Below are 11930 nucleotides of genomic sequence, written 5' to 3'. Positions count from 1 at the left end.
TCAACGGCAAGGCCTTCACACAAAAACAAGGCAGGTAAACAAAGTTAAAATTTTAACCAAACCTTCATCATTCTAAACGGAAAAAGCCGATATGATGGTAAAGAAGGGATGAAAATATCGAAAATTGTAGGCAGGACCGATCACCCCTACTATATACGGTATAGAACGAAATCAGAATATGGACAAAAGCGCGATTCGGACCTTATTTGTTCGCACTTTGTACCAATCGTAAACAGCATGGATATCTCCACCCCAACATGTTTCAATTTGAAACCGACATAAAGCATCGCTAAAGCCGGGTTGAAACCTGTTTGGCCCGAAGAGACCTATGAACGCACCTCACCCTTTCATCCGCCCCGCCAAGGGCCCAAATCTCAAAGCCATTTTGGGGCCCACCAATACGGGCAAAACCCATTATGCCATTGAGCGTCTGCTGGCCTATCGCTCCGGCATCATTGGCCTGCCCCTGCGGCTGCTGGCGCGTGAGATTTATCAGAAATTGTGCCAACGCGTCGGACCGGACTATGTGGCACTGGTGACCGGCGAAGAGCGAATCGTGCCGGACAAGGCCCGCTATTGGGTGGCCACGGTGGAGGCCATGCCCACAGAGCTAAGCGTGGAATGCGTGGTGGTGGATGAAATCCAGACCGCGACCCATCTCGACCGCGGCCATGTGTTTACCGACCGGATTTTGCACAGCCGAGGGACGCAGGAAACGCTACTCTTGGGCGCGGGCACTATGGCGCCGATCATTTCCGCGTTGCTGCCCGATGTCGATATTATTATGCGGCCGCGCTTTTCCAATCTTGACTATATCGGCTCGAAGAAGATCACGCGTCAGCCGCGCCGCTCGGCCCTTGTCGCCTTCTCGGCCAATGAGGTTTACGCCATTGCCGAGCTTATCCGCCGTCAGCGCGGCGGGGCAGCCGTGGTGATGGGCGCCCTCAGCCCGCGCACCCGCAACGCGCAGGTCGATCTTTATGAAAATGGCGATGTGGATTTTCTGGTCGCCACCGATGCTATCGGCATGGGCCTGAACCTCGACATTCATCACGTCGCTTTTGCCGCGGATATGAAATTTGACGGCAAGCAACTGCGCCATCTCACCCCGGCCGAGCTCGCCCAGATTGCCGGGCGCGCCGGCCGCCACAAGCGCGATGGCACCTTTGGCATCACCGGCGGCATCGCGCCTTTTAGCGATGAGGTGATCGAACAGCTCGAAAGCCATGAATTTGCACCGGTCAAATTGCTGCAGTGGCGCTCGCGCAATTATGATCTGCGCTCACTGGACGCATTGCGGCAGTCACTGGAAATTCCGGCCCAGCATAAATTACTGACAAACATCCCTACCGCCAAAGACCAATTGGCCCTCGAATTTTTGCAGCGGCACCCGCGTATTGGTGAGATCAAGGGCGTAGAACAAACCAGTTTGGCTTGGGAATGTGCGCAGATCCCCGACTATCGCTCCATCTCTCCCGCCCAGCATGGTGAGATAATTGCCACAATCTTTCAAAATCTTGGCAGCAATGGCCATATTTTTGAAGACTGGATGGACGAACAGGTCAGCTTTTGCAACAATAGCGATGGCGATATTGACACTCTGTCCAATCGTATTAAACAAATTCGAACCTGGACATTTGTCGCAAACCGTAAAAACTGGCTAAAAGATCCGACCCACTGGCGTGAAAAAACAAGTGAAATTGAAAACAATTTATCAGATGCGCTCCATGAGCGGCTTACCCAAAGATTTGTTGATCGGCGCACGAGCGTCCTTCTGCGCCATTTAAGAGATAAGAATATGACGACACCTGAAATTTCCCAAAGCGGCGACGTATCCCTTGAGGGTCACAAAATCGGATCTATTGAAGGCTTCCGCTTTAATCTCAGTCCCGGCGATGGCGGCGATGCAAAAAATCTGCGCTCCGCTGCCGGTGTGGCCATTGCGCCAGAGATCAAGAAGCGCGCCGAAAAAGTCGCCGATGCCCCCAATGATGAATTTGTGCTGGCGACAGACGGGTTGATCCGCTGGCGCGGCGAAATTATTGCGGATTTGGCTCAGGGGGATGAAATGTTTCGCCCTCGCGCGGTCATCCTGGCCGACGAGAGCCTGAACGGTGCCGAGTTAGAAGCGGTGCAGGAGCGCGTTTCGCTTTGGCTGAAACATCACGTCAACACCTTGCTGGAGCCGCTGTTGCAATTGCGCGAACCCACCGAGTTGGATGGAACGGCCCGAGGTGTCGCCTATCAGCTTTCAGAAAAGCTGGGCGTCTTGCCCCGCGCGGACGTGGCGCAAGAGGTCAAAAGTCTTGATCAGGATGTGCGCGGCGTGATGCGCAAAATGGGCGTGAAATTTGGTGCCTACCACATTTATGTGCCGCTATCGCTAAAGCCTGCGCCCCGCGAATTGGCGCTAGTTTTGTGGGCGCTGCAAAATGGCGGCGTGCGCCAACCCGGCGTATCTGAATTGCCACAAATCATTTTGTCTGGTCGCACGTCCATCGATGTGGACCCGACCTTTGCTAAAGAGCTTTATGAAATTGCCGGCTTTAAAGTGGTGGGCCAACGGGCCGTGCGCGTGGACATTCTGGAACGGCTCGCCGATTTGATTCGGCCGCTGATCAGCTTTGATCCGACCCGCAATCAGGACACTGAGGTGCCTGAAGGGGCAGCCCCCGGCAATGGCTTCCGCGTCACCGTGGAAATGACATCGCTTCTGGGCTGTGCCGGGGAAGAGTTCAGCTCTGTGCTCAAAAGCCTTGGCTATCGCGTCAACCGCATCAAAATTGATCCGCAACCTGAAGCGGAAAATGCTGAGGCGCCTCAAGTCGCCGTCAGCGTGGAACCAGCCGCTGATGCGCCCGCTGCAGAGACAGCACCAGTAGCCGAGGTGAAAACTGAAGCCGCAGAAACCTCTGACGCACCTGCGGCGGATGCCGAACAGCCTGCTGCCACAGCGGAAGCTGATAGTGCTGCAACCACCGAAACCGCCGAACCCGAAGAGCAGTTTGACGAAATCTGGTATCCGGGCGGTCGGAGCAATAACCGCAAGCCTCACCATGCCAAAGGCGGCAATAAGCGCCCGGCCAAGGGCCAGAAGCGCGGCAAGCCGCAAAATGGCAAGGGCCCGAAACGTCACGCCAACCAAAATCAGCGCCCGGAGAAAAAGCAAAAGCCAATCGACCCCGATTCGCCTTTTGCGGCCTTGATGGCGCTCAAAAAGCAATAAATGGACGCGCCCGCGGGCAAACTGCGTATTGATAAATGGCTGTGGTTTGTCCGCTGCGTCAAAACGCGCACGCTGGCGCAAAAGCTGGTCAATGGCGGTCACGTCAAGATCAACAAAGAGCGCTGCAATGATTGCGCCCACAAGATCAAAGTGGGTGATGTACTCACCGTCACCCTGCCGCGGCAGATCAAAATCTATCGCGTGGTGCGGCTAGGTGAAAGACGCGGCTCGGCCACCCAGGCCGCTGAACTTTATGAAGATTTAAGCCCCCCGCCCCCGCCAAGAACCGAAGGGCCGCGCCCTTTGCCACAGGCCGTTCGGGAGAAAGGCGCAGGCCGCCCAACCAAAAAGGAACGGCGGCAAACCCAGTCCTTTTTGGACAAAAGCGCACCCTAAAATTGCGACCATTTTGTTTTCGCCCGAAAAACAGCTCACCTTTTTCAAATTTCACCAAACTTTGAAAAAGGAAACCCCTTTTCATGACTTGCACTTTTTTGGAAAAGGCTTTAGCCAATAACCAAAATCTAAAACCGTTCTAAAAACGGGCGGATAGCAAAGTGGAATTGGCTACATGACCTATATCGTCACCGACAATTGCATCAAATGTAAATATATGGATTGCGTGGAAGTATGCCCCGTAGATTGCTTCTATGAAGGCGAGAACATGCTGGTTATCCATCCTGATGAATGTATCGATTGTGGCGTATGTGAACCCGAATGCCCGGCAGAAGCCATTGTACCGGACACCGAGCCTGGCCTTGAAAGCTGGTTGGAGCTGAACACCAAGTTTGCTGAAATTTGGCCCAACATCACCGAAAAGCGCGATGCCCCATCTGACGCTGAAAAATATGATGGTGAAAAGGGAAAACTTGAGAAATACTTCTCTGAAGCACCTGGCGAAGGCGACTAAGACCTGGTCTAGTTAGCCTCTTTTTTACTATAAAAAATCGCTGGACAAGTCGTGATGCCGCCAAAATTGATTCTGGCGGCATTTTGTGTTACAAATACATAACAGTCGCGATTTTATTCTAACCAGCCGTGCCGGAGGGCACGTTTTTTTTGCTTCACAAGGACAGGATTAACATTTTGGTAACCCATCAAAATTGGGGCCTCATCCTTGTGTCGGAATAGGTTGTGACTGGGGGCGATAAAAGCCAAAACAAACGTGGGAAAACGTTTGGGCGTCAACAGGAGTACCATTATATGGCAACTAAAAAATCAGTGCAGCGTCAAGGGTTTAAAACTGGTGAGTACATTGTTTACCCGTCGCATGGCGTTGGCCAGATTACCGGCATTGAAGAGCAAGAAGTCGCGGGCCTGTCCCTCGAGCTTTTTGTGATTAATTTTGAGCAGGATAAGTTGACCCTCCGTGTGCCACTCGCAAAAGTCAAAACCGTTGGCATGCGTAAATTGGCAGACGAAGAAACCGTAGAAAAAGCACTTTCGACCGTTACAGGGCGCGCCCGTGTTAAGCGCACCATGTGGAGCCGTCGGGCACAAGAATATGAAGCCAAGATCAATTCAGGTGATCTGATTTCAATTTCTGAAGTTGTGCGCGACCTTTTCCGTTCAGACGATCAGCCTGAGCAATCTTACTCAGAGCGCCAATTGTTTGAAGCAGCGATTGACCGTATGAGCCGCGAAATCGCCGCGGTGAACCGCATTTCGCTCACAGAAGCTGTCAAGCTTATCCAAAAGAATCTCGCCAAAAGCCCACGCCGTGGAGCAAAATCAGACGAGACCGGCGAAGAAGCTGCCGCTTAAGGCAACCAGCCAATTTTACCAAAAGGCCGTTATCCCATGGGGTGACGGCCTTTTTATTTGTCCTATTCCGGCCGGATAATCTTATATCCCTGCCCCGGCACCAACGGATCGCCGGGATAAAGACCGTTCAAAACTAAGAACAGCTCATCGCGACGCTTCACCCCTGCCATCATGGCCGAAAGATCGCCTGCCCGCTGCCCCTGACGTGCGGTCACGATATCGATTTTGAAGTTCTGAATCTTCTTCAGATCTTCGCCACGCACCCGACGGAAACTATCAATGGTGCGTTCAAATTCTCGACGGAATTGCTTACTGTCTTTCTCCGCCGCAAATATAAACCGATAGACCCGTCCCTCATATCGCAGCGCCGCGATCCGGAAAAACCATTTTTCAGTCGTCGCCGTGGCAGTGACCCGTTCCACCCCATTATGCTTGCCGCTGCGTACTGAATCACCATTAAGACCAGCCACCCAGCCCGACCGTAAATAGTCTTCCAATGACAGGGTCGAGGGCACTTCTGCGCTATCAAACCGCAGCGCCGTGCCACTTTCGGCCACGGCCACCACTGAAGCAGAGCCATTGCTCAACTGATAATTTTCAGGCACCGCAAAGGTAAATTTTAGCGCAGGGTAGATAAAGTTTTGCCCCACAATCGTGCCGTTTTCAGGGTTCGGCCCAAACGCCAACCCATCAATCGCCCGTTGATAACGTTCACGCTCTTGTTCACCGATACCAGGCGCACCCAACTGCCGGGCCGATTTCACAGCCTCTTCAATTCGCGACGGTGTGGAAGGGTGTGAAGACAAGAAGTCATCGCCACTTTTATTGCCTTCAGTGAAGGCAGCAAACCGCCCCATTTGCGACAGGAAACGCGCCGCCGCATGTGGGTCATAACCCGCCGCACCGGCCACCAGCACACCCGTGCGGTCAGCCGCCAGCTCTTGCGCCTGCGAAAATGCCGCCAGAGAGAGTTTGGACCGCGCCAAAGATTGATCCGTATCCGGATCGGCGCCCAATATGCCAGAAATCACCCGATCGACAATTTTGCTGGTGCGCTCGCGGTTCGACCTTTCTCGCGCATGACGCAGGGTAAGGTGGGCAATTTCATGCGACAGGACAGCCGCCAACTCCGCTTCATCACTGGCCAACGCCAATATGCCACGCGTCACGTAAATATAGCCGCCGGGCAACGCAAAAGCATTCACCTCGGGCGAATCCAGGATCGTCACGGTCAGGCTCTGATTGGGCTGCTCCGCCGCCACCAGCAATTTCCCGGCCATGCGCGCCAGCATAATTTCTGCAGGGCGGTGATTATAAACCCCACCATATGTGGCCACAATTTTAGGATGTTCACGCTGCCCGATAATATTATCGCCCGGATCGGCGCCAGCAGCCACCCGATCCGCCGTGCGATCACCCAATTGCGAGGTGCCCACACCGCCCGTAAATACGCTCGTGCAGCCAGACAAAAGACCGGCCAGCGCCACCGCGATCACTATGTGACGTCTTTTCATGCTTTGACCCTACTGCACCGCCAATATTTCAATTTGTTCCGGATGCGTGACATCAATCCGCGGTCCATTATGGTCATCCACCCAACCCCGCACCCGAATAAAGGCATTTGCGAGTTTTTTGGGATCAAAATCCGCCTTTTTAAAGGCACGGCGGGCCGGCTTGTCGATCACCACCGTGAAATCACTATCCCAATCTCGCCCGAAATTCAGATATATACGCCCATTGGATTCACCCACATCGAGCACACGCCCTTCCACCAATTCATAACGCCCGGCCAGCTGCACCAGCTTATGAGGTTTGTCGGCTTGTCGGATCTGATAATAGTCCAGCGCCCAAATGCCTTCGCGATCAACCCGCGCTTGCCGCTCGGCGGCATAGAGTTCATCAAGGCAATGGCGATTGTCGTAAAAGGAATAAACCCGCGCGAGCCCGTTGGCGATCACTGCCTTTTGCGCCCATTTTTCGCGCGAACCGTCAATAAATACATGCCCCAGCACCCGGCCATGCCGGTCCTTTCGGGTGGTGCCATAATAAATCTGCACTTCTTCGCCCAACGCAAAATCAGCCAAAAATGCCTTCGCTTCGTCGGCCAGCGGCCACGTCTCAAATCCAACACGCCCCAGCGGCAATTTGGGGGCCTGCATGCCAATCAGCCGCACTTTTTGGCTATTGTCTAAAATCAGCGTGTCCCCATCGGTGATCTCCACCACCTTACCTTTCGGCCCCGGGCTGAGCGTTTCGCACGCATTGGCGGACATCGCACAGCTCACCACGGAAAGAAAACCTGCCACAAAAAATGCTCCAAACTGATCGGAGAATCCCATAAAGACCTCGTTTGACTATCGTGAGGCGATGTTGCACCAAAATTAGGCAAAAATCATCCCCGCAAACTGCTTTTCTCTGACGCTTTGATTGGCTAGATTGGCAAAAGTGGTCCCGTAGCTCAGCAGGATAGAGCATCAGATTCCTAATCTGAGGGTCGCGCGTTCGAATCGCGCCGGGATCACCACTTAGTCTAGCGGCCCCACTGCCAACATCCTCGCCATAGTTTGTGCACAAACCCATGTTTGCTATGCTCAAGGATACGCAGGGGGCAAACCGCTGCACGAACGCCCGCGGGGCAGATTTAGGAACGACTTTGATCAGAATTCTCTATGTGAGCACGGCCCTACCAAATTTGAAAAAAGCCGATGTGGACCAAATTGTGGTGGACGCCCAAAAGGTGAATGCCGAACACGACATAACAGGAGCCCTCGCCTATAATGGGGTGAATTTCGCCCAAGTGCTGGAAGGGGCGGAGCATCACCTCACTCAGCTCATGAAAAACATCGAAAAAGATCGACGCCATTCAGGCGTTATTGAGATTATGCGCACGCCAATCGAAGCGCGCGTTTACCAAGGTTGGCACATGAAACAAATTGAGGGCACTCAGTTTGACCAACTCATTACAGCCATGACAGCGTAAAAGGTGGCCCACCACCTTTTACCCCTCCCTCAAGGCTTGTTTGGGAGCCATTTGGTCTGCTGACATGTGAAGCACAGTCAAGCCGAGCCTGACTTTGATCCGCCACTAAATGTCAGCATCAGCCTATCCCGTCTACGCGATGGCGATAACGCCCAACAGCACCAACAGGAAAACCACCAGCACTAAGCCAATGAGAATTTTGGCACCGGTCATCGCCAGGCCCGACAGCGTGTTTAACCCCAAAAGACCGGCCACAGCGGCGACCACAAGCAAAATCAGAATCCATTCAAACATGTTTCTCTCCCTTATCCTGCGGCGCGCCACAGCTGCTGCGCCTGTGAAAGAGATAACCGCGACAAACCCAAAATGGTTCCCTCATATATCATCGTAATTGGGGGACAATCCGCATTTGAACTATTAAGCCAATGAAAGCTCAGCCCCGGCGAGCCATGGCGAAACATCATCCAACAGCCCGATCAGCGCCAGCCCATGGGCCACTGACTGGAACTGATTGCCGTCCGCCAGTTTCTCTGGCCCGAACCGATCTGCAAACAAACGCTTCACGGCCGGAATAAAGGACGATCCGCCGGTCAGAAAGACATGGTCGATATCGTCCAAATTGATATGTTTACGATCAAACAATCCATCGACAGCCGCGCCGATTTGAGCCAGATCTTTTTCGATCCATTGCTCAAATTCCTGCACCTGAATTTCGCGATCAATCGCGATTTTACCCAGCTTGATCTGCAGCCGCGCCGAGGGTTTGGAGGACAGTTCCGCCTTGGCGCCGGAAACGGCACGATAAATATCAAAGCCACGATCATCCATGATGGTGTCGATCAGGGCCTCCAGCTTATCGGGCGCCAATGATGCCTGCCACAGCTCTTCCAGCTCATTCATATTTTGCGGTGTTTTCAGCACCGCCAATTGGTGCCAGCGTGCAAAATTGGCAAAATAATGCTTGGGGATTTCAAGGATTTTGTCGAAGGATTTATATTGCGTGCCCTTACCCAATTCCGGGCAGATCACTGCATCAATGATGCGATAATCTAAACTGTCGCCCGCAATGCCCACCCCAGCATAACCGAGCGGATGCGCCACGACCTTGTCGCCGTGCCGCTCGAACCGGATGATGGAAAAGTCGCTGGTGCCGCCGCCAAAATCGCCGACCAGCACCGTCGCATCTTTTTGCAACCGCTTGGCATAAGAATAGGCCGCGCCCACCGGCTCATAAACATGCTGCGGGGTGGGGAACCCGGCATTCTTGTACCCCAGCTCATAGCGCTCCATGGCCAATTGATCATCGGGCGACGCGCCAACAAAGGCCACGGGCCGACCGGAGATAAAGCTGCTGCCCATCTGATCCAACGCCCCCTCATGTGCACTTTTACGCGCGGTCTGCAAAAAGGCGGTAAGCAAATCCTCAAAGCGAAATTTTTGCCCGAACACCCGCGTATCTTCAAATAGGCGACTGGCCGCATGGCTTTTGAATGATTGGATAAAGCGAATTTCAGAGAGCGCCGACAAATAGGCCTTGATGCCTTCAAGCCCGGCACTTACCTCCACATCAAAGGAACGGTCGCGCTCGATCTTTTGAAAGCACAAAACGGAGCGATAAACATCAGACATCTGGTCGCTGAGGCCAAACTGTATCGTTTCCACCTCACCAGCGGGGTTGGCCCGGGCGATCACGGTGTTGGTGGTGCCAAAATCCACCCCATAAGAATAGTGCGCGCCCATATGCTTCTCCCGAAACGAAACCACCCCGCCCAGCTCGCGGCAAACGAACGGGCAAAATGTCGACCTGATAAAATGCGGACGCGCTTCCTATCAGGGGTGGCGCAGAATGGCAAGCTGGGATCGGACTAGGCGCATTTGGCACAAATGCCGCGGATCTCGAGGCTGGTTTTGACCGGCGTGAAGTCGCGTTCTTTGGCCCAGAGGTCGAGGCGGTTGCTCACCTCATCATCGGAGAATTCCCAGACCTTGTTGCACTTTTCGCAAATGCCAAAGGCAATAAGCTCATTTTCATGGCAGTTCGGGTGGGCGCAGGCCACAAAAGCATTGAGGCTTTCAAGTCGGTGGGCCAGCCCCATCTCGGTGAGCTTATCCAGCGCCCGATAAATTTGCAGCGGTGCTTTCAGGCCCTTGTCGCGCAAACTGTCCAGGAGATCATAAGCGCTCATGGGCGTTTTGGATTTGCCCAACTGGTTCAACACCAAATCCTGATTTTTGGTGAGATTTTGCTCAGTCATGGCGGGCCTCCACAGGCTGGTTTTTGGCGCCGAACAGATTTTTTGGCACCAATGAAATCAAAAAGATGACCAACGCCGCCACCACAATGGATGGCCCCGAGGGCGTGTCATAATGCAGTGAACCATAAAGCCCGCCAATCACCGCCACAACGCCCAGCACCGAAGCGAGCACCGCCATAATCTCGGGCGTTAAAGCAAAGCGCCGCGCGGTGGCCGCGGGGATGATCAGCAAAGCCGTGATCAACAAAATCCCCACAATCTTCATGGCAATGGCAATCAGCAATGCCAGTAAGATCATCAGCACAAACCGGCTGCGCTGAGGCTTCATATTCTCCGCCTGCGCCAGCTCCACATTCACCGTCGCCGCCACCAGCGGTCGCCAGAAAAAGATCAGCACCGCCAGCACAATGGCCCCAAGCCCATAAACCATCTGAATATCGGCTGTCGTGACCGCCAGAATGTCGCCAAACAGCAGCCCCATCAGATCAATGCGCACCGAGCTCATTATGCTGACAATCACCAAACCCAACGCCAGAGTGGAATGGGAAAGAATGCCCAGCAATGCATCGGCCGAAAGCGATTGTCGCTTTTCCAAAACCAGCAGCGCCACAGACACCATCAGCGCCACAGCGATCACGCCAACCATCAAATTGAGGTTGAACACAAAGCTGAGCGCGACCCCCAACAGCGCCGAATGCGCCATTGTGTCACCAAAATAGGCCATGCGGCGCCAGACGATAAAACAGCCCAGCGGACCGGTCACCAGCGCAAAACCGATGCCCGCAACCAGCGCCCGCATAAAGAAATCATCAAAAATCGCCATTAATGAGGTTCCTTTTCGCGCGGGGCGTCATGGCTGTGATCACAATGCTCGTGAATGCTGCCATCCGCATGCAACACTCGCCCGTCCGGCAAATGGGTGTGGTCATGATCATGCTCATAAACGGCAAGGCTCTGCGCCGCCCGCGCGCCAAATAGGCGTCTATATTCGTCGCTCTCGGCCACCAGTTTCGGCGTGCCGCGGCAACACACATGGCCGTTCATGCAAATCACCGTGTCGGTCTGCGCCATCACCACATGCAAATCATGGGAGATCAATAGAATCCCACAACCCGTTTCGTCGCGAATTGTTTTGATCAGATCATAAAGCGCAATTTCGCCAGCGAAATCCACCCCCTGCACCGGCTCGTCCAGCACCAGCAGATCGGGTTGCATCAACAGCGCCCGCGCCAGCAGAGCCCGTTGGGTTTCGCCGCCAGACAGAGATTGAACATTGGAGGATTTCAAATGCGCGATGCCCACCAATTCCAACGCCCGTTCAATTTCAGCGTGGCTATGCTTCTGGGTCAAATTCATCAACCGCTTGACCGGCATGGGCAAAGTCCAGTCCAGCGCAAATTTTTGCGGCACATAACCCACCTGCAAATCTGACTGACGGACCACTTGCCCTTCAGTTGGCGACAATACCCCGAGCGCCGCCTTGACGCTGGTGGATTTGCCCGAACCGTTCGGCCCGATCAGGGTGACAATTTCCTGGGGATGCACATCAAATGTGACGCCGCGCACCAGCCATTTGCCGTCGCGATAAACGCCGACATTGTCGAGATGCACCAAAGCATTTTGCGTCGAAAATTGTTCGGACACGAAATTGTCCTCGCTTGAAAATTAGCTGTTGCGCCTCTTTTTGCCATACGTTATATCGTAA

12 protein-coding genes and 1 tRNA gene are annotated in these 11930 nt (G+C 53.8%); 6 read left to right on the top strand and 7 right to left on the bottom strand.

The features are described 5' to 3' along the window. Nucleotides 1-328 precede the first annotated feature (328 nt). The 4 genes from L1I42_RS13290 (at nt 329) to L1I42_RS13275 (ending at nt 4990) form a co-directional block, all read left to right on the top strand. Entirely contained in the window at nt 329-3226 is a 2898-nt protein-coding gene (locus L1I42_RS13290; protein ID WP_236115161.1) for a helicase-related protein, read from the top strand. Continuing rightward, nucleotides 3227-3622 (top strand): RNA-binding S4 domain-containing protein, encoded by a 396-nt coding sequence (locus tag L1I42_RS13285; RefSeq protein ID WP_236115160.1) that lies wholly within the window; start codon nt 3227-3229, stop codon nt 3620-3622. A gap of 175 nt (nt 3623-3797) precedes the next feature. Continuing rightward, on the top strand, nt 3798-4136 hold the full coding sequence (gene fdxA, locus L1I42_RS13280) for a ferredoxin FdxA (protein WP_236115159.1): 339 nt from the start codon (nt 3798-3800) through the stop codon (nt 4134-4136). A 293-nt stretch (nt 4137-4429) separates the two neighbouring features. After that, the gene (locus L1I42_RS13275; RefSeq protein WP_236115158.1) at nt 4430-4990 is read left to right on the top strand and encodes a CarD family transcriptional regulator; all 561 of its coding nucleotides are present in this window, start codon (nt 4430-4432) and stop codon (nt 4988-4990) included. Nucleotides 4991-5052: 62 nt separating this feature from the next. On the opposite strand, the gene L1I42_RS13270 is transcribed toward L1I42_RS13275, so the two are convergent. Next, nucleotides 5053-6504, bottom strand: coding sequence for a M48 family metalloprotease (locus L1I42_RS13270; RefSeq protein WP_236115157.1), 1452 nt, complete (start codon nt 6502-6504; stop codon nt 5053-5055). Between the two features lie 9 nt (nt 6505-6513). Next, entirely contained in the window at nt 6514-7296 is a 783-nt protein-coding gene (locus L1I42_RS13265; RefSeq protein WP_236115156.1) for a thermonuclease family protein, read from the bottom strand. A gap of 141 nt (nt 7297-7437) precedes the next feature. Here L1I42_RS13265 and L1I42_RS13260 point away from each other — a divergent pair. Beyond that, a tRNA-Arg gene (locus L1I42_RS13260) sits at nt 7438-7514 on the top strand. Nucleotides 7515-7643: 129 nt separating this feature from the next. Then, the gene (locus L1I42_RS13255; RefSeq protein ID WP_236115155.1) at nt 7644-7970 is read left to right on the top strand and encodes a BLUF domain-containing protein; all 327 of its coding nucleotides are present in this window, start codon (nt 7644-7646) and stop codon (nt 7968-7970) included. Nucleotides 7971-8102: 132 nt separating this feature from the next. Here the strand turns inward: L1I42_RS13255 and L1I42_RS13250 are convergent, their stop codons facing one another. The 5 genes from L1I42_RS13250 to L1I42_RS13230 all read right to left on the bottom strand — a co-directional run bounded on the left by L1I42_RS13250 (nt 8103) and on the right by L1I42_RS13230 (nt 11869). Next, nucleotides 8103-8264, bottom strand: a complete 162-nt coding sequence (locus L1I42_RS13250) for a DUF1328 family protein (RefSeq protein ID WP_236115154.1) — start codon at nt 8262-8264, stop codon at nt 8103-8105. A 123-nt stretch (nt 8265-8387) separates the two neighbouring features. Then, nucleotides 8388-9710: an Hsp70 family protein gene (locus L1I42_RS13245; RefSeq protein WP_236115153.1), complete on the bottom strand. Its 1323-nt coding sequence runs from the start codon at nt 9708-9710 to the stop codon at nt 8388-8390. Nucleotides 9711-9835: 125 nt separating this feature from the next. Continuing rightward, a complete protein-coding gene (locus L1I42_RS13240) occupies nt 9836-10225 on the bottom strand; it encodes a Fur family transcriptional regulator (protein ID WP_236115152.1) in 390 nt (129 codons plus the stop codon). After that, nucleotides 10218-11048 carry a zinc ABC transporter permease subunit ZnuB gene (znuB, locus tag L1I42_RS13235; protein WP_236115151.1) on the bottom strand — a complete coding sequence of 277 codons (831 nt, stop codon included), beginning with the start codon at nt 11046-11048 and terminating at the stop codon, nt 10218-10220. Before znuB ends, L1I42_RS13240 begins: the two co-directional genes overlap by 8 nt. Then, the gene (locus tag L1I42_RS13230; RefSeq protein ID WP_369413104.1) at nt 11048-11869 is read right to left on the bottom strand and encodes an ATP-binding cassette domain-containing protein; all 822 of its coding nucleotides are present in this window, start codon (nt 11867-11869) and stop codon (nt 11048-11050) included. The genes znuB and L1I42_RS13230 overlap by 1 nt, the downstream gene beginning before the upstream one ends. Nucleotides 11870-11930 lie beyond the last annotated feature (61 nt).

The sequence above is a fragment of the Maritalea mediterranea genome, assembly GCF_021568695.1.
Taxonomy (GTDB): Bacteria; Pseudomonadota; Alphaproteobacteria; order Rhizobiales; family Devosiaceae; genus Maritalea; species Maritalea mediterranea.
Note: the sequence above shows the minus strand (reverse complement) of the source record. Positions and strands in the feature narration are given on the sequence as shown.